The organism is Achromobacter veterisilvae, assembly GCF_900496975.1.
Classification (GTDB): Bacteria; Pseudomonadota; Gammaproteobacteria; order Burkholderiales; family Burkholderiaceae_B; genus Achromobacter; species Achromobacter veterisilvae.
The window spans coordinates 98,668-116,203 of record NZ_UFQC01000015.1 but is presented as its reverse complement, the minus strand read 5'-3'; the positions used below and the strand labels follow the sequence as shown (position 1 = coordinate 116,203).

Below are 17,536 nucleotides of genomic sequence, written 5' to 3'. Positions count from 1 at the left end.
CTACTCCGGATCGGAGACGTTGAAGGCTTCGCCCGTGGCGAAGAAGGATCCGCCGGCCAGGTAATGGACCGAGCGGCGCTCGCCGTCGGGGAAATGCCAGCGGTTGCCCGAGAACGCGTCCGGCGCCGCCCACGCGGCCACGACTTCGCCGATGAACAGATCGTAGGCCTGCTGGTTGTGCGGCTCGGGCACGACCCGGCACTCCAGCCAGCCCAGGCAGCCGCTGACCAGCGGCGCGCCGATCTTGCTGGCCGGAAACGTCGTCAGGCCGCTGGCCAGGAACTTGTCCTCGCCGCGCCCGGAATGCGAACCCACCCGCAGCGTGGCCTGGGCCTGCGCGCGCGAGGGGATGCACAGCGCGAACTCGCCGGACGCTTCGATCAGTTCGCGCGTATAGGTGTTCTTGTCCACCACCACCAGCATCTTGGGCGGGCTGAAATCCAGGGGCATGGCCCAGGCGGCCGCCATGACGTTGCGCGCCTCGCCGTGCGCGCTGGTCACCAGCACCGTGGGGCCGTGGTTCAGCAGCAGGTAGGCGCGCGGCAGGTCGACGGGTTCGATGCGGGAAGACATGGTCTAGAACATGCCGTTCTTGTTGGCCGGATTCTCCGGAATTTCCTGGCTCACGTCCCAGTGCTCGACGATCTTGCCGTTTTCCACCCGGAAGATGTCGACCACGGCCTGGCCGCGGTCTTCCGGGGAATCGCGCCACAGGTTGTGGATCATCACCAGGTCGCCCTCGGCGATCACCCGCTTGATCTCGACGATGGACTGCGGATGCTGCTCGAAATAGGCCGGAAAGAAATCCACCATGGGTTCCACGCCGTCCTGCATGTACGGATTGTGCTGCGTATAGCCCGGACCGACGTACCGGCGCACCGCCTCGTCGACGTTGCGGTCCTGGAACATCATGCGGAAGAACGCCACCACGATGTCCTTGTTGGACTGGGGCCCGGCCGCGCGCGCCGGCGCGATCGCCAGGGTGGCGGCGGCGACCAGCATACAGAGGGCCAACGATTTCAACTTCATACGCATACAGGACAACTCAGGTCGTGACGCCGGTTGGCGCGGTGTGCCAGTTTACAAATAAAAGGGCGGATATCGCGGCCTTTTCCCCAATGGCAAAAGGGCCCGACCGGGCCCCTTTTTTCCCTCCGCCCTCCGGCGGGGTCAATATCCGACCGTATAACGGCGGCGCGAGTGCTTGGGCGTCTCCAGCTCGTCGACCAGCGCAATGGCGTAGTCTTCCATCGAGATCCAGCTCTTGCCTTCCTCGTCGGCCAGCAGGGTGTCGTCCCCCACCCGGAACTTGCCGGTGCGCTCGCCCGGCTCGAACAGCGCGGAAGGCGACAGGAACGTCCAGTTCAGCACCTTTTCCTGGCGCAGCGCGTCCAGGAACACCACGCCCGCGCGGGCCTCGGGCTTGTAGGCGTCCGGGAACTCGGGCGTATCGATCAGCATCTTGCCGGGCGCCACCATCAGGCTGCCCGCGCCCCCCACCACCAGCAGGCGCGGCACGCCGGCGTCCTTCACGGCATGCAGCAGCGGCTTGGCGTCGGAAGAAACGAAGCGCGATGCGCTGATCACGGCGTCATGGCCGGCCAGGATGGCGGTCAACGCCTCCGGGTCGGTGGCGTCGCCCTGCTTGATGGTCAGGCCGGGCTGGGGATTCACGTCGGACAGGTTGCGGGCGACGCCCGTGACCTGGTGGCCGCGCTTGAGCAATTCATCCGCCACGCGCGAACCCACGCGGCCGGTAATTCCGATCAATGCGACTTTCATGGTCTTGCTCCTAGGTAGGGGAAGCCGGGTCGTCCGGCTCAGGCAAAGCCATACTATTCGGTCGAATCCGATCAAAAAACCCGCAAAAGCGGAAGAGTTTTTTGCATTTCATGCACCAATCCCATGGGATCGGATGAGGCCAAGGAGGCGAACCGAACGGCCCGGACCGCCATGCCAGTGTGCACCCCGCGGCCCCGCTTGAACAGGGGCCGCGGACCGGCGGGCGCTCAGCCGGCGGCGCGCTGCGCCTGATAGACCTGCAGATGGGCGTAGGCGGCGCGCAGGTAGGTCGCGTCCACGCCCAGCGTGCGGGCGCGGCGGACCATGTCGCCGACGATGTGGTCCGCCTCGACCGGCAGCCCCTGGCGCAGATCCCGGAACATCGAGGCAGTCATGGACTGGGACGGGTCGGCCAGGATCTTGCGCGCGGACGCGTCGGCCTCGGGCCGGACCGCATGGCCGGACGCGGCCGCCACGGCCTGGGATTCCTGCAGCAGCATGCTCAGGACGTCCGCGCCGTCGTCGGTGGACGCGATCTGCCCGACGGAGCCGCGCATCATGCAGGTGCCGGCCGCCAGCGTCGTCAGGAACACGTACTTTTCCCAGATGTCCTGGTAGATCTCGCCGCTCAGGCGGCTGGTGTACTCGCCCCCGGCCAGCGCCTGCTCCAGGGCCTCGCAGCGCGCGCTGCGGGCCGGGCCCGCGCGCTCGCCGAAGACGATGCTGGCGTACTTGCCCAGGTGCACCACCTCGCCCTCGGGCCCGAGCGTCGCGTTGATCTGGCAGAGGCCGCCCAGCACGCGATGGGGCTCGAATTCGCGGTCCAGCACGTCGTATTGCAGCACGCCGTTCATGATGGGCAGCACGGCCGTGTCCGGCCCGACGGCGGGCCGGATCGCCTCGATGGCGCTGGACAGGTCATAGGCCTTGCAACTGAGCACCACCACGTCGTAGCTGCCCTGCAGGGTATCCTGCGTGGCCAGTTGGGGATGCAGCGTGACGTCGCCCAGCGGGCTCTGGATGCGCAGGCCGTGCTCGCGGATCCGCGCGGCGCGCGGTTCGCGCACCAGGAACGTCACGTCCGCGCCCGCCTGGGCGGCGCGCCCTCCGAAATACCCGCCGGTGCCGCCGGCGCCCAAGAACAACAACCGCATGTCTCTCTCCTGTCATGGCCGCCCGCCGATGCCGCGGGCCGATGGCGGAATTATGCGCCTTGCCCGGGCGCCGGGCGCTTGCGCTCGGCCCAGGCTTCGTAACCGCCGCGCAGGGCCCAGGTGTTGGGATAGCCGGCGGCGCGCAGCCGCGAGGCCAGCAGCGCGGCCGATACCTCGTTGGGGCAGGCGCAATAGACGACGATGTCGGACTCCAGCGCATTCGCGCCCAGTTCGGGCAAGGGCGCCTTCAGGTCCACGGCGATGGCGCCCGGGATCCGCTGCTCGTCGCGCAGCGCCTGCGGGCGCACGTCGAAGACGAGCGTATTGCGTCCGTCCTGCCGCCATTGCATCAGTTCGTCCACCGACAGGCGGGGAATGACGCGCAGGCTGCGCAGCAGGATCCTGCGCCGCAGGAAGCGCGCCAGGATGTACAGCGCCAGCACCGCCGCCAGCACGCCCAGGCCCATCGCGCCGTAGGTGCCCAGGATCTCCAGGACGTCGTTCACGACGTTGTGGAACACGCCCCCCAGCAGCAGGGCCGAACCGACCCAGAACAGGGAGCCCGCCAGGTCGTAGAGCAGGAAGCGCCGGTACGCCGTGCCCGTCAGGCCCGCCATCACGGTGGACAAGGCCCCCGCGCCCGGCAGGAACTTGCACACCAGCAGCGCCCGCACGCCGATGCGCAAATACAGGCGCTGCGTCTGCCGGATGCAGGAATCCTGCGACAGCGACATCTTGCAGATCACGCCCAGGAGGCGCGAGCCGTAGCGCCGGCCGGCCAGGTACCACAGGGTGTCGGCCAGCAGGCAGGCGGCGGTGGCCGCCAGCCAGGGCACGGCCCAGCCGCCCGCGCCGGCCAGGGCGCCGGCGGCGATCAGCATGGGATAGGCGGGCACCGGCAGGCCGGCCTGCTCGACCAGCACATTGGCGAACACCAGCCACCCGCCGTACTGTTCGAGCAGCAGTTGAATATCTTGCATGGGGTCTTCCAGCTCGCCGCGCCGCGCGCGGCTCATTCCCGGATTTTAGGCTCGCGGGCCCGCGCCGGATCGCCTCCGGCGCCGCAACGGCCCGTTCCGGGCCAGCATCGTCCGCCTCCTGGAACGGCGCGCACCACATCGGTGCCGCGCTTCCCCGCCAGGGTGCCTATAATCCTGCCCGGCCATCAGGTTTCCCCGACTTGTCGCGGGAATGCCCCATGGCATACAACTTGCTTCGCTCGGACTGGCCGCGAACTCGCCCCTTCGGATGGGACGCGCCTGCCTTGCGCTTCCCGTCCAATGACCGATCCCGCGCCCTCGCTTCCGTCCGCTCGCCCCGGCCTGCCCGCCGGCGGCCGCCATTCTGCGGCGCGTCCCGCCATACTCCCGATCCCCTTCCTTCCCGCGTAGGAGTCACCCGCATGAAAGCCCTGTTCCCCCTGTCCGGCGCCATCGCCCGCCGCGGCCTGCTCAAGCTGGCGGCCGCCGCCGCCGGCGCGCTGCTGTTCACCGGCGCCGCCCAAGCCCAGGCGCCCGCCAAGACCAAGGTCGCCGCCATCTACACGGTGCCGGTCGAGCAGCAATGGGTATCGCGCATCCACAAGGCGCTGACGGCCGCCCGCGACCGCGGCGAGATCGACTACACGTTCTCGGAAAACGTCACCAACGCCGACTACGAGCGCGTCATGCGCCAGTATGCCGAGCAGGGCAACAAGCTGGTGGTGGGCGAGGCCTTCGCGGTGGAAGCCGCCGCCCGCAAGGTGGCCAAGGACTATCCGCAGACCGCCTTCCTCATGGGCTCCTCCGGCAAGCCGCAGCAGCCCAACTTCTCGGTGTTCGACAACTACATCCAGGAACCCGCCTACCTGACCGGCATGATCGCCGCCGGCATGAGCAAAACCGGCAAGATCGGCCTGGTGGGCGGCTACCCCATCCCCGAAGTGAACCGCCTGATGCAGGCCTTCATCGAAGGCGCCAAGGAAGTGAACCCGCAGGCCGAGTTCACCGTGACCTTCATCGGCTCCTGGTTCGATCCCCCGAAGGCCAAGGAAGCCGCCTTCGCCATGATCGACAAGGGCGCGGACGTGCTCTACGCCGAGCGCTTCGGCGTGTCGGATGCCGCCAAGGAGCGCGGCAAGCTGGCCATCGGCAACGTGATCGACACGCAGCCGCAGTACCCCGAAACCGTGGTCGCCTCGGCCCTGTGGAGCATGGAACCCACGATCGACGAAGCGCTCAAGCAGGTCAAGGCCGGCACCTTCAAGGCCGACGACTACGGCCAGTATTCGCTGATGAAGCACCAGGGTTCGTCGCTGGCGCCGCTGGGCACCTTCGCGGCCAAGATTCCCGCCGACCTGGTGGCCAAGGTGGAAGCCAGGCAGAAAGCCATCCTGGACGGCAGCTTCAGCGTGAAGGTCGTCGACAAAGAACCCAAGTCCTCGGCACGATGAAACCAGCGCCTCTCGCCCTGCGATTGACGGGGATCACCAAGCGCTTCGGCAGCCTGACGGCCAACGACGACATATCGCTGACGCTCGCCCAGGGCGAAGTGCTGGCCTTGCTGGGCGAGAACGGCGCCGGTAAATCGACCCTGGTGTCGATCCTGTTCGGCCACTATGTGGCCGACGCCGGCGGCATCGAGGTCTTCGGCCAGCCCCTGCCCGCCGGCCGGCCCGACGCCGCGCTGGCGGCCGGGGTCGGCATGGTGCACCAGCACTTCACGCTGGCCGACAACCTGACCGTGCTGGACAACATCATGGTCGGCACGGAATCCCTGTGGAAACTGGCGTCGGGCCGCGGCAAGGCGCGCAAGCGCCTGGTGGAGCTGGGCCAGCGCTTCGGCCTGGGCGTGGATCCGGACGCGCGCGTCGGCGCGCTGTCGGTCGGCGAAAAGCAGCGCGTCGAGATCCTGAAGGCGCTGTACCGCGGCGCCCGCGTGCTGATCCTGGACGAACCCACGGCCGTGCTCACGCCGCAGGAGGTGCAGGATCTGTTCGCCACCCTGCGCGGCTTCGTCGACGAAGGGCTGGCCGTCATCTTCATTTCGCACAAGCTGGACGAGGTGATGGCCGTGTCGCGCCGCGTGGCGGTGCTGCGCCAGGGCAAGCTGGTGGCCGAACGCGACACCGCGGGCACCAGCCCCGCCGAACTGGCGGAGCTGATGGTGGGCCGCAAGGTCGTCATGCCGCACGCCGAGGCCGTGGCGGCGGCCGAGCAGGCCGCGCCCGTGGTGACCCTGTCCCAGGTCTGTGTGCGCGACGGCCGCGACGGCGCGCTGCGCCTGGACGGCCTGGACCTGACGGTGCACAAACACGAAATCGTCGCCATCGCCGGCGTGGCCGGCAACGGCCAGCAGGCGCTGGTGTCGGTGCTGACCGGGCTGCGCCAGCCGTCCGAGGGCACGATACGCCTGGGCCCCGAGCACGCGGCCGCGCCCACGACGCCGGCCGGCTGGACGGCCGCCCGCGTCGGCCGCATTCCGGAAGACCGCCACGGCGAAGGCATGATCGGCGACAGCCCCTTATGGGAAAACGCCATCGTCGAGGACCTGAAGGACAAGCGCTTCGCGCGCTACGGCCTGATCCGCGCGCGCGCGGGCAAGGCCTACGCGGCATCGCTGGCCCGGCAGTTCGACGTGCGCGCCGCTTCGCTGGACGTGCGCACGCGCAGCCTGTCCGGCGGCAATATGCAGAAGCTGATCCTGGGCCGCACGCTGGCGCGCGAACCGCGCTTCATCGTGGCCGACCAGCCCACCTGGGGCCTGGACATCGGCGCGGTGGCCTATGTGCGCGAGCAGTTGCTGGCCGCGCGCAAGCGCGGCGCCGGCGTGCTGCTGGTGTCCGAGGACCTGGAAGAGATCTTCGCGCTGGCCGACCGCATCGCCGTGCTGTGCGGCGGCAAGCTGGTCGCCGTCAAGCCGGTGGCCGACTGGACGCCCGCCACGGTGGGCCTGGCCATGACGGGCACCCGCGCCTGATGGACCGCCGCATCCCCTTCTATCGAGCATTGTTCGCATGAAACTGATCCTGGAACGCCGCCCCGAGCCCAGCCGGCTGGCGCTGGCCCTGGCCCCCATCGCGGCCATCCTCTTCACGCTGGCGGTCTGCACCGTGCTGGTGGCCTGGGCCGGCGCGCCCGTGGGCCGCACCTACGCGCTGCTGTTCGAGGGCGCGTTCGGCTCGCGCTTCGCCCTGTCGGAAACGCTCACGCGCGCCACTCCGCTGATGCTGACGGGACTGGCCTGCGCCGTGGCGTTCCGCGCCCGCTTCTACAACATCGGCGCCGAAGGCCAACTGTACCTGGGCGCGCTGGCGGCGGTCGCCGTGGGCGGGCTGCACGACGGCACCGGCTTCGACCTGCCGGTGCCCGCGCTGTTCGCGGGCATGATGCTGGCGGCCGCGCTGGCGGGCGCCTTGCTGCTGCTCATCCCCGCGCTGCTGAAGACCCGCCTGGGCGTGGACGAAGTGGTCACGACCCTGCTGGGCAACTTCATCGTGCTGCTGTTCGTGTCCATGATGCTCGACGGCCCGATGAAGGATCCGATGGCCATGGGCTGGCCGCAATCCGTGGCGCTCAACGGCGACCTGGAACTGGGCAAGCTGATCGAACGCACGCGCGCCCACACCGGCCTGCTGTGGGCCGCCGGCCTGGCGCTGGGCCTGTGGCTCTTGAACCGCTACACCGTGTTCGGCTTCCAGATGCGCGCCGTGGGCGCCAACGCGCACGCCTCGCGCTTCCTGGGCCTGCCCGTGAACCGCGTCATGCTGGGCACCGCCATGCTGTCCGGCGCGCTGGCCGGCCTGGCCGGGGCCATCGAGGTGGCGGGCCGCACCGGCTACGTCACCCTGGACATGTCGCCGGGCTATGGCTACACCGGCGTGGTCGTCGCCATGCTGGCCGGCCTGCACCCGCTGGGCGTGATCCTGGCCAGCCTCTTCGTGGCCGGCATGCTGGTGGGCGCGGACAGCATGAGCCGCGCCATCGCCGTCCCCAACTACATCGCCGACGTCATCGTCGCCACCTCGCTGCTCGCCATGCTGGTCGCGACGCTATTCGCGCAGTACCGCCTGCGCCACAACCGGGGCTGAATCATGGAATGGATGGATCTGATGAGTTCCCCGGCCTTCTGGGTCGCCGTGCTGCGCCTGGCCACGCCGCTGATACTGGGCACGCTGGGCGTGCTGCTGTGCGAGCGCGCCGGCGTCCTGAACCTGGGCATCGAAGGCATCATGGTGGCCGGCGCCTTCACCGGCTGGCTGGTGGTGTACCTGGGCGCGCCGCTCTACGCGGGCGTGCTGGCCGCGGCGCTGGCCGGCGCCGTGTTCGGCCTGCTGCACGCGGTGCTGACCGTGCCGCTGGGCCTGTCGCAGCATGTGTCCGGGCTGGGCGTGACATTGCTCGCCACCAGCCTGAGCTACTTCGCCTACCGCGTCACCTTCCCCAGCGTGGACACGCCGCCCACCATCGTGCCGTTCGCCGAAATGAAGTTCCTCGCCGGCATCCCGCTCATCGGGCCGGTGCTGGCGGGGCAGACGCCCATGACGCTGATCGCGCTGGCCGCGGTGCCGATACTCGCCTGGGTGCTGAACCGCACGCCGGTCGGCCTGGCGATCCGCATGGTGGGCGAAAACCCGGCCGCCGCCGAGGGCCAGGGCCTGTCGGTGACGCGCCTGCGCATGGGCGCCATCGTGGCCGGCTCGGCGCTGATGGGCGTGGCCGGCAGCTTCCTGACCCTGGCGGCGTTCAACGCCTTCTTCTTCAACATGGTCAACGGCCGCGGCTGGGTCTGCGTGGCGCTGGTGGTGTTCGCCTCGTGGCGCCCCGGCAAGGCTTTACTGGGCGCGCTGATCTTCGCCTTCTTCGACGCACTGCAACTGCGCATGCAGCAGGGCGGAGCGGCGCTTCCGGGGTTGCCGGAGCTGCCCTATCAGGTCTACTTGATGCTGCCGTACATCCTGTCCATCCTGGCCTTGGTGATGATGGCGCGCCGCGCCGCCTACCCGCAGGCCCTGATGAAGCCGTACCGCAAGGGCGAAAGGTAGAGGCCCCCCCCGAAGCGCTGCGCGCTTCCCCCAGGGGCGTCGCTACGGACCGGCGGAGCCGGCTCCGTGCGACCCCGCTTGTGGGGCGCCTGCTTCTTGGGCAGTACCATGAACAACTGAAACCTCCCGCAGGGAACCCCATGCTCGATCTGATTCTTAGACACTGCGCGCTGCCGGACGGCCGCCAGGACATCGACATCGGCGTCGCCAATGGCCGCATCGTGGCCTTGGAGCCGGCGCTGAAGGCCGAGGCCGGCCAGACCATCGATGCCGCGGGGCAACTGGTGTCGCCGCCCTTCGTGGACGCGCACTTCCACATGGATTCCACGCTGTCCTTCGGCCTGCCGCGCGTGAACCAGTCCGGCACCTTGCTGGAAGGCATCGCGCTGTGGGGCGAGCTGAAGCCGCTCTTGACCCAGGAAGCGCTGGTGGAGCGCGCGCTGGCGTACTGCGACTGGGCGGTGGCGCGCGGCCTGCTGGCCATCCGCTCGCACGTCGACGTGTGCGACCCGCGCCTGTTGGCGACCGAAGCGCTGCTGCACGTGCGCGAGAAGGTCAAACCCTATCTGGACCTGCAACTGGTGGCCTTCCCGCAGGACGGCGTGCTGCGCGCGCCGGGCGCGCTGGACAACCTGAAGCGGGCGCTGGACATGGGCGTGGACGTGGTGGGCGGCATTCCGCACTTTGAACGCACCATGCAGGACGGCGCCGAATCCGTGCGCATCCTGTGCGAACTGGCTGCCGAGCGCGGCCTGCGCGTGGACATGCACTGCGACGAAAGCGACGATCCGCTGTCGCGCCACATCGAGACGCTGGCCTACCATACGCAGCGCCTGGGCCTGCACGGCCGCGTCACGGGCTCGCACCTGACGTCCATGCACTCCATGGACAACTATTACGTGTCCAAGCTGATTCCGCTGATACGCGAGGCCGGCGTGGCCGCCATCGCCAATCCGCTCATCAACATCACGCTGCAGGGCCGGCACGACACCTATCCGAAGCGCCGCGGCATGACGCGCGTGCCCGAACTGCTGGCGGCCGGCGTGCCGGTGGCCTTCGGCCACGATTGCGTGATGGACCCGTGGTACAGCCTGGGATCGGGCGACATGCTGGAAGTGGCGCACATGGGCCTGCACGTCGCCCAGATGACGGGCCAGGACGCCATGCGCGCCTGTTTCGCGGCGGTGACCGCCACGCCCGCGCAGATCCTGGGGCTGGACGAAACCGGGCTGGCGGTCGGCAAGCGCGCCGACCTGGTGCTGCTGCAGGCGCGCGATCCCGTCGAAGCGCTGCGTCTGCGCGCCACCCGCCTGATGGTGATGCGCGGCGGCAACGTGATCGCCACCACGCCGCCCGCCACCGCCACCCTGAACCTGCCCGGACGTCCCGGCCAGGTCAGCTTTCAGACACCGGCCCGCTGACGGCGCCAGGGCGCCGCGCCGCCGTCACGATGATCTCCACCAGCAGCTCCGGCGCGGCCAGCCTGGCCTCGCAGGTGGCGCGGGTGGGCATCGCCTGCGGCAGCGCCCACTCGGCCCACACCGCGTTCATGCCGGCGAAATCGCGGTCGATGTCCTTCAGCCAGATCTGCACGGACAGCAGGCGCGACTTGTCCGTGCCCGCCTGCGCCAGATAACCGTCTATCTTCGCCAGCGCGTCGCGGGTCTGCCCGACGATGCCTCCGGCCGCCGACGACGTCACTCCCGCCACGTACACCGTATCGCCGTGGATCACGATGCGGCTCAGGCGCTGGTTGGAATCCTTGCGCACGATATCAGTCATTCGTCTTGCTCCTTTTCGGATGGATCGGACCCCGGCGCGGCGTCCGTGAAACGTTCGATCCTGAACGGCGCGATCGGCATGTCCGTCGCGCCGGCGGTGATCAGGTCGGCCATGATGCGGCCCACGATAGGCCCCAGTTCGAAGCCATGGGCCGAGAACCCGAAGGCATGGAATGCGGTCTCGTGGTGGCGGCTGCGGCCGATGACGGGGATCTCGTCCGGCATGGCCGCCTCGATGCCCGCCCAGCCCCGGTTCACGACCGCATCCCGCATGTGCGGGAACAGGTCGCAGACCGTGCGCGCGCCTTCGGCCAGCGAGCGGAAATCCAGCTCGGTCCATTCCGCGTCGCGGTCCACCCAGGCGCGCCGGCCGCCGCCGATCAGCACCGTGCCGTTCGCGCGCTGCTTGAACGACAGGGCGCGGCCCGTTCCCAGCACCACCGGGTCCAGAAAATGGTCCATGCGCAGCGTCACGAGCATCATGGGACTGATGGCGGTCAGCGGCACCGGCTCGCCCCATTGCGCCGCGATGCGGTCGGCCCAGGCGCCCGCGCAGTTCAGCACCTGCGGGGCGGTGTACACGCCCGCATCCGTCTCCACGCGCCACTGGCCGTCGCGGCGCGCGACTTCACGCACGCGCACGCCCTCCATGAACCTAGCGCCCAGGCTGGCGGCCTTCATTCGGAAGGCCAGGGTCGTGCGGTAGGGGTCGGCCGCGGCGTCCTCGCGCGCGATCAGCCCGCCCTGCACGGTCGGCGCCAGCGCCGGAATCAAGTCCCGCAGGTCTTCGGCACTTATCCACTGCTCGTGGGTATAGCCGTGGCCGGTCATGGTCCGCAGGCGGTCGCGCAGGAGCGCGGCGTCCGCGGCGTTCTCCGCGACGCGCACCTGCCCGTGCTGTTCGAAGCCGCAATCGTCGTCCACCAGGTCGCCGATGCTATACCAGAGTTCGCGCGAGGCCAGGGCCAGCGGCACCTCGGCCAGATGCCGCGACAGGGTGCGCACGCCGCCCGCGTTCACGCCCGACGCGTGCCGGCCCACGTAGTTCTTCTCGATCACCAGGGCCCGCACCCCCGCGCGCGCCAGATGCAGCGCCGCCGAGCTGCCGTGCAGCCCCCCGCCGATGATGATGACTTCCGCCGACCGCGTGGCACCGGTCATGTCTACTCCTTCGGTCTACTTTTTCAGCCGGACGACGGCCTGCCGCGAATCGTCCGTCTGCGGCAGCGATGCCAGCTCTCCCAGCGTCAGCGGCTTGGTCGGGAACCGCAGGCGGTAATAGCCCACCTCCGGTGTCGGCACGCCGCGTTCCTCGGCGATGAGCTCGGACACCGTCAGCCCGCAGAAGCGGCCCTGGCACGGCCCCATGCCGCAGCGCAGGAAGGCCTTCATCTGGTTGGGCCCGCTGCATCCCAGCTTCACCGTCTCGCGCACCTGCGCCGCGGTGACTTCCTCGCAACGGCACACGATGGTGTCGCCGGTGGGCCGCCGGAAGGCGTCGGGCGCCTTGTAGAGCGCGTCGAAGAACTCGCGTCCCCGCACCGCCCGGGCCAGCGCCTCGCGCGGCGCGGCGGCCTCGCGGTCGCGCGCGGCCGCGTCGATGCGGCCCAGCAAATGGGCGGCCTGCAAGCCCGCCAGGCGGCCGCGGTGTTCCGCCGCCAGCGCGCCCGCGATGCCCGCGCCGTCGCCCGCCATGCCGATGCCATCCACCGAGGTCAGGCCCCATTCGTCGACCTGCGGCTCCCAACAGTCCAGCGCCTCGTTCCAGCGGTGCTCCGCGCCCACGGCGCGCGACAGGTTCACGTTGGGCACCACGCCCTGGTGCAGCATCAGTTGCTCCGCGGGCAGCGTCTTCGTGACGCCGCCAGCCGTGTAGCGCACGCTTTGCAGCTTGCCGTCGCCGACGGCTTCCAGCGCCGTCACGCCGCGCGTGATGGGCACCGCGGCCTTGACCGCGCGCAGCAGCTTCAGGCCTTTGCCCAGGTATGGCGAGCGCAGGAAGCCCCAGATCTTGGGCAGCGCCTGGCCCATGCGTCCGGGCGGCGTGGTCTCGAGCAGGGCGTCGATCTTCACCCCGGCGTTCAGGTACTGCCAGGCCACCAGGTACAGCAGCGGGCCGCTGCCCGCCAACACCGTGCGGTCGGCGGGCACCACGCCGGCCGACTTCAGCAGAATCTGCGCGGCGCCGGCCGTGATGACGCCGGGCAGGGTCCAGCCCGGAATGGGAAATGGGCGTTCCTGGGCGCCGGTGGCCAGCAGCAGCCGGCGCGCATGCACGATGCGCGCCTCGCCCGCCACGGAATACGCCACCTCGAAGCCCTTTTCAGGCTGCGGCGCGGTGCGCTCGGCCACCGCCCACACCGTGGCGCCCGGCACGTAACGCGCGCCGGACTGCTGGAAGGGCGCCACCAGCGACGCGCCGTGCCAGTAGTCTTCGCCCAGGATGGCGCGGTCGGTCACGGGCGTGGTCGTGATGGCGCGATAGATCTGGCCGCCCGGCGCCGGCTGCTCGTCCAGCAGCACCGTGTCCACGCCCAGCTTCGCGGCCAGCGTCGCCGCCGCCAGTCCGGCCGGGCCCGCGCCCACCACCAGCAAATCGCATTGCGTCGTATCGATCATGCCTGCACCTTGCGCGCGCCCAGTTGGCGCTCGATCTTCATTCCCTCGCGCACGGCCGTCATGCAGCCCTGCTGGTTCGCCTGGCCGTCGATGGTGACCAGGCAGTCGTAGCACACGCCCATCATGCAATAGGGTCCGCGGGGCACTTCCTTGACCGCCGTATCGCGACAGGCCTGCACCCCGCCGGCGAACAGCGCCGCGGCCACGCTGTCGCCCTGGCGGCACAACAGCTCGGTCCCGTTGACCGTTACGCGCACCGGCGCGCCCTGCGCCTGGCGTTGCGCCTCGTCAAGCCTCTTGAACATGGAACCTCCGGGTCGAGAAGGGCGCCATGTCGCCGGCCAGCGAGCCGGCGGCGATCATGGGCGCCAGATTGAGCGCGTGCGCGGCGGCCAGCGTCACGCCGCTATGACAGGTGGCGACGAATGCCCCCGGGTACGTTTCGGATTGCTGATAGATGGGAAAGCCGTCCTTGGACATCACGCGCAGCGCCGCCCAGCTACGCACCACGCGCACCTCGCGCAGCGCGGGCAGGGTGCGCACGGCGCGGTCGGCCAGCGTGCCCAGGATGGGCAGGCCCACCTGATTGTCCGCGTAGCCCGCCTCTTCCTGCGAATCGCCGATCAGCCAGGTGCCTTCGTCGGTCTGGCGCAAGGTGGACAATGGCGTTTCGAGCATGCGGCGCGTGCGTTCCAGCACCACGATCTGGCCGCGCTGCGGGCGCACCGGCACGTCCAGGCCCACCTGCGCGCCCAGCTCCTTGTTCGACAGCCCCGAGGCCAGCACGATCTTGTGCGCGCGCACCGTGCCGGCCGGCGTTTCGATCTCGAACACGCCGTCGCGCTGGCGGACGCGCTGCGCCGGACGGCGCGGCAGGTAATCCACGACCCGCTGTGCAAAACTCGTGTGCAGCGCGCGCAGCAGCTTGAGCGGATTGGCGATGCCGTCCACCGGCGTCCAGGTCGCGCCGCGCACGTCCGGGCCGATCCCCGGCACCAGGTCGGCCACCTCGGCGCGGTCGAGCAGCTTCCAGTCGTACTTCGCCATGCCCGGCTGCGCCAGCAGGGTCTGCATGAATTTGACGCGGGCCTCCAGTTCTTCGTCGCTCAGCAGCGCATGCAGGCCGCCGCGCTGTTCCAGGTGCACGTCCACCCCGGTTTCTTCCAGCAACTGCGCGGCCAGCCGGGGCCAGCCCGATGCCGAGGTCATGGTCCACACGCCGTAGCGCGGCAGGCCCATGCCCTTGCTCTGCACCCAGACCAGCCCGAAGTTCCCGCGCGAGGCCCGGTAGGCCACGTCGCCTTCGTCCAGCACGGCCACGTGGTCCAGCTCGCGCCGCAGGCCGTAGGCGACGGCCGACCCGACCAGCCCCCCGCCTATCACCGCCGCGTCGTATATCCCGCGATGCGCGGGCGCGCGCGGCGCCAGTTCTCTCTCGTCCGTCATTGGCGTCCCTTTCCTACAAACAACTTTTCCAGGCCGACCACGCGGTCCAGGATGAATATGGCGATGATCGTCACGTAGATCAGCACGGCCGACACGGCGGTCACCAGCGGGTCGATCGTGTCCTCGATATGCAGGAAGATGCGCACCGGCAGCGTGGTCGTGGAGGGCGATGCGATGAAGATGGACATGGTCAGTTCGTCGAAGCTCGTGATGAACGCGATCACCCAGCCGCTGACGACGCCGGGCAGCAGCAGCGGCAGCACCACGCGCCGGAAGGCCGTCCAGTTGGACGCGCCCAGCGACTGCGCGGCGCGTTCCAGCGCGGGGTCGATGCCCGTGGCCGAGGCCAGCACCAGCCGCAGCGCGTAGGGCATGATCAGGATCACGTGCGCCACCACCAGGCCCACATACGTGCCCGCCAGGTCCACCGTCGTGAAGAACTTCAGGAAGGCCAGGCCCAGCACCACGTGCGGAATCATCAGCGGCGACAGGAAGAAGGCCACCAGCGCCTCGCGGCCGCGGAAGCGGTTGCGGGCCAGCGCCAGCGCGCTGGGAACGGCCAGCACAATCGCCAGGCTGGCCGACAGCGTGCCCAGGCCCAGGCTGAACCAGAAGGCCTCGACGAAGCGCGGGTTGTCCAGGATGGCGCGGAACCAGCGCAGCGACAGGCCGCCCGAAGGCAGCGAGATGAAGCCTTCCGACGTGAACGCCACCGCGCAGACCATGACGATGGGCGCCAGGATGAAGAGGATGAAAAGCGTGTGGAACAGCAGGCCGATGGGGCCGTTCTTGAACTGCATGTCAGCCTCCCGCCTGATTGAAGACCGCGCCGTACTTGCGCTCGATGATCCGGTTGGCCGACAGCAGCACCACGACCGTCGCCAGCAGCAGCACCACCGCCAGCGCCGCGCCCAGCGGCCAGTTCAAGGTGTTCAGGAATTCGTCGTAGGCGGCGGTGGCCACGTTCTTCAGGCGGCGCCCGCCGATGATGGCCGGCGTGGCGAAGGAACTGGCCGCCATCGCGAACACCATGATCGCGCCCGACAGGATGCCCGGCATGACCTGCGGGATGACGACCCGCCAGATCACGGTGAACTGCGTCGCGCCCAGCGACAGCGCCGCCGCTTCCGTCGACGGGTTGATCCGCTGCAGCGACGCCCACACCGAAATCACCATGAAGGGCACCAGCACGTGCGTGAGCGCGATGGCCACGCCCAGGTTGCTGTACATCAGGTCGACCGGCGTGGAGATGAGCCCGATGCCCATCAAGACCTTGTTGATCAGCCCGGTGGAACCGAACAGCAGCGCCCAGCCCAGCGTGCGGACGACGACCGAAATCAGCAGCGGCCCCAGCACCACCATCAGGAACAGTCCCTTCCAGGGGTTGGCCATGCGCGACAGCACGTAGGCCTCCGCCGTGCCCAGCACCAGACAGGCCACGGTCACGGCGGCGGCGACGCCGAAGGTGCGGGCGTAGATCTCGTAGTAGTAGCCGTCGGACAGGATCTCGACGTAGTTCTTCCACGTGAACGTGGCCTGCATGCCGCCGTAGAACTGGAAATCGAAGAAGCTGATCAGGATCACCAGCGCCATCGGCACCACCAGGAAAGTGGCGTATACCGCCAGCGCCGGCGTGCTCAGCACCCAGGGATTGACGCGCGTGCTCATGGCGCCCGCCCTGGCGGCGCCGAAGCCACCTCGCACATGTCCCGCGCGCGCCAGCGCAGGTGCACGGTTTCGCCTTCGGCCGGCACGGGCACGCCGTCGTTCTGGCGGATCACCATCACTTCGCCCACCGAGGTTTCCACCTGGCACAGCCAGTGGTTGCCCTGGAACACGCGGGTCTTCATGCGGCCGGGCAGGGCACAGGCGGCCGGCTCGGAGAACAGGATCTTTTCGGGGCGCACGATCACCGCGCCCCGCGGCACGGGCGCCCCTTCCATCGAAACGTGCGCCTCGCCGACGCGGGCGCGCGTTTCGCCGCCGTACTGTTCGGCCTGCGGCGTGAACACGTTGGCCTTGCCCAGGAAGCCGCCCACGAACTGGCTGGCCGGCCCTTCATACGCCTGGAAGGGCTCGGCCACCTGTTCCACGCGCCCCTGGTTCATCACCACGATCCGGTCCGACAGCGCCAGCGCTTCGGACTGGTCGTGCGTCACCAGGATGGTGGTGGTGCCGACCGTGCGCTGGATGCTGCGCAGCTCCAGTTGCATTTCCTCGCGCAGCTTGGCATCCAGGTTGGACAGCGGTTCGTCCAGCAGCAGCACGCTGGGCCGGATGACCAGCGCGCGCGCCAGCGCCACGCGCTGCTGCTGGCCGCCGGACATGCGCGCGGGATGGCGATCGGCCAGGTGCTCCAGGCCCACCAGCTTGAGCGCGTCGGCCACGCGCGCCTCGCGCTCGTCCTTCCTGACCCGCTGCATCTCCAGCCCGAACGACACGTTCTCGGCCGCGGTCATGTGCGGGAACAGAGCATAGTTCTGGAACACCATGCCCAGCCCGCGCTTGTTGGCCGGCACCTTGCTGACGTCCCTGCCGTCCAGCACGATGCTGCCGCCGGTGGGCTCGACAAACCCCGCGATCATCTGCAGGGTGGTCGTCTTGCCACAGCCGGACGGCCCCAGCAGCGAAATGAATTCGCCCCGGTTCACGGACAGGCTCAAGTCCTGCACGGCGACTGTGTCGCCGTAGCGCTTGCTCAGGCGGTTCAACACTAGGTAGGTCATGGATGT

18 protein-coding genes are annotated in these 17,536 nt (G+C 69.4%); 5 read left to right on the top strand and 13 right to left on the bottom strand.

Annotation, left to right across the window (positions count from 1 at the left end; genetic code table 11):
• The 5 genes from AVE30378_RS15940 to AVE30378_RS15920 all read right to left on the bottom strand — a co-directional run bounded on the left by AVE30378_RS15940 (position 1) and on the right by AVE30378_RS15920 (position 3,916).
• Positions 1-573, bottom strand: coding sequence for a flavin reductase family protein (locus AVE30378_RS15940; protein WP_129241851.1), 573 nt, complete (start codon positions 571-573; stop codon positions 1-3).
• A 3-nt stretch (positions 574-576) separates the two neighbouring features.
• Positions 577-1,035 carry a nuclear transport factor 2 family protein gene (locus AVE30378_RS15935; protein WP_129241850.1) on the bottom strand — a complete coding sequence of 153 codons (459 nt, stop codon included), beginning with the start codon at positions 1,033-1,035 and terminating at the stop codon, positions 577-579.
• Between the two features lie 135 nt (positions 1,036-1,170).
• Positions 1,171-1,782 carry an NAD(P)-dependent oxidoreductase gene (locus tag AVE30378_RS15930; protein ID WP_129241849.1) on the bottom strand — a complete coding sequence of 204 codons (612 nt, stop codon included), beginning with the start codon at positions 1,780-1,782 and terminating at the stop codon, positions 1,171-1,173.
• 227 nt (positions 1,783-2,009) lie between these two features.
• Positions 2,010-2,936: a 2-dehydropantoate 2-reductase gene (gene panE / locus AVE30378_RS15925; RefSeq protein ID WP_129241848.1), complete on the bottom strand. Its 927-nt coding sequence runs from the start codon at positions 2,934-2,936 to the stop codon at positions 2,010-2,012.
• A 50-nt stretch (positions 2,937-2,986) separates the two neighbouring features.
• The gene (locus AVE30378_RS15920) at positions 2,987-3,916 is read right to left on the bottom strand and encodes a DedA family protein/thiosulfate sulfurtransferase GlpE (RefSeq protein WP_129241847.1); all 930 of its coding nucleotides are present in this window, start codon (positions 3,914-3,916) and stop codon (positions 2,987-2,989) included.
• A 422-nt stretch (positions 3,917-4,338) separates the two neighbouring features.
• On the opposite strand from AVE30378_RS15920, the gene AVE30378_RS15915 reads away from it, so the two are divergent.
• The 5 genes from AVE30378_RS15915 to AVE30378_RS15895 all read left to right on the top strand — a co-directional run bounded on the left by AVE30378_RS15915 (position 4,339) and on the right by AVE30378_RS15895 (position 10,379).
• Positions 4,339-5,367, top strand: a complete 1,029-nt coding sequence (locus tag AVE30378_RS15915) for a BMP family protein (protein WP_129241846.1) — start codon at positions 4,339-4,341, stop codon at positions 5,365-5,367.
• A complete protein-coding gene (locus AVE30378_RS15910; protein ID WP_129241845.1) occupies positions 5,364-6,893 on the top strand; it encodes an ABC transporter ATP-binding protein in 1,530 nt (509 codons plus the stop codon). Before AVE30378_RS15915 ends, AVE30378_RS15910 begins: the two co-directional genes overlap by 4 nt.
• Positions 6,894-6,930: 37 nt before the next feature.
• Positions 6,931-8,004, top strand: a complete 1,074-nt coding sequence (locus AVE30378_RS15905) for an ABC transporter permease (RefSeq protein ID WP_129241844.1) — start codon at positions 6,931-6,933, stop codon at positions 8,002-8,004.
• Positions 8,005-8,007: 3 nt separating this feature from the next.
• Positions 8,008-8,958: an ABC transporter permease gene (locus AVE30378_RS15900; protein WP_208742397.1), complete on the top strand. Its 951-nt coding sequence runs from the start codon at positions 8,008-8,010 to the stop codon at positions 8,956-8,958.
• Positions 8,959-9,098: 140 nt separating this feature from the next.
• Complete coding sequence (locus tag AVE30378_RS15895; protein WP_129241842.1) at positions 9,099-10,379, top strand: amidohydrolase family protein; 1,281 nt, start codon at positions 9,099-9,101, stop codon at positions 10,377-10,379.
• Here AVE30378_RS15895 and AVE30378_RS15890 read toward each other — a convergent pair.
• Genes AVE30378_RS15890 through AVE30378_RS15855 form a run of 8 tightly spaced genes read right to left on the bottom strand, consistent with a single transcriptional unit; the run spans position 10,354 to position 17,530 of the window.
• Positions 10,354-10,740, bottom strand: a complete 387-nt coding sequence (locus AVE30378_RS15890) for a RidA family protein (protein ID WP_129241841.1) — start codon at positions 10,738-10,740, stop codon at positions 10,354-10,356. The genes AVE30378_RS15895 and AVE30378_RS15890 overlap by 26 nt on opposite strands.
• On the bottom strand, positions 10,737-11,900 hold the full coding sequence (locus tag AVE30378_RS15885) for an NAD(P)/FAD-dependent oxidoreductase (protein ID WP_129241840.1): 1,164 nt from the start codon (positions 11,898-11,900) through the stop codon (positions 10,737-10,739). Before AVE30378_RS15885 ends, AVE30378_RS15890 begins: the two co-directional genes overlap by 4 nt.
• 15 nt (positions 11,901-11,915) lie before the next feature.
• Complete coding sequence (locus AVE30378_RS15880; protein ID WP_129241839.1) at positions 11,916-13,358, bottom strand: FAD/NAD(P)-dependent oxidoreductase; 1,443 nt, start codon at positions 13,356-13,358, stop codon at positions 11,916-11,918.
• Positions 13,355-13,663 carry a (2Fe-2S)-binding protein gene (locus AVE30378_RS15875; protein ID WP_129241838.1) on the bottom strand — a complete coding sequence of 103 codons (309 nt, stop codon included), beginning with the start codon at positions 13,661-13,663 and terminating at the stop codon, positions 13,355-13,357. Before AVE30378_RS15875 ends, AVE30378_RS15880 begins: the two co-directional genes overlap by 4 nt.
• A complete protein-coding gene (locus tag AVE30378_RS15870) occupies positions 13,647-14,804 on the bottom strand; it encodes an NAD(P)/FAD-dependent oxidoreductase (RefSeq protein WP_165360199.1) in 1,158 nt (385 codons plus the stop codon). The genes AVE30378_RS15875 and AVE30378_RS15870 overlap by 17 nt, the downstream gene beginning before the upstream one ends.
• A complete protein-coding gene (locus tag AVE30378_RS15865; RefSeq protein WP_129241837.1) occupies positions 14,801-15,604 on the bottom strand; it encodes an ABC transporter permease in 804 nt (267 codons plus the stop codon). Before AVE30378_RS15865 ends, AVE30378_RS15870 begins: the two co-directional genes overlap by 4 nt.
• Position 15,605: 1 nt before the next feature.
• Positions 15,606-16,472 carry an ABC transporter permease gene (locus tag AVE30378_RS15860; protein WP_129241836.1) on the bottom strand — a complete coding sequence of 289 codons (867 nt, stop codon included), beginning with the start codon at positions 16,470-16,472 and terminating at the stop codon, positions 15,606-15,608.
• Positions 16,469-17,530: an ABC transporter ATP-binding protein gene (locus AVE30378_RS15855; protein WP_129241835.1), complete on the bottom strand. Its 1,062-nt coding sequence runs from the start codon at positions 17,528-17,530 to the stop codon at positions 16,469-16,471. The genes AVE30378_RS15860 and AVE30378_RS15855 overlap by 4 nt, the downstream gene beginning before the upstream one ends.
• Between the last annotated feature and the right edge of the window lie 6 nt (positions 17,531-17,536).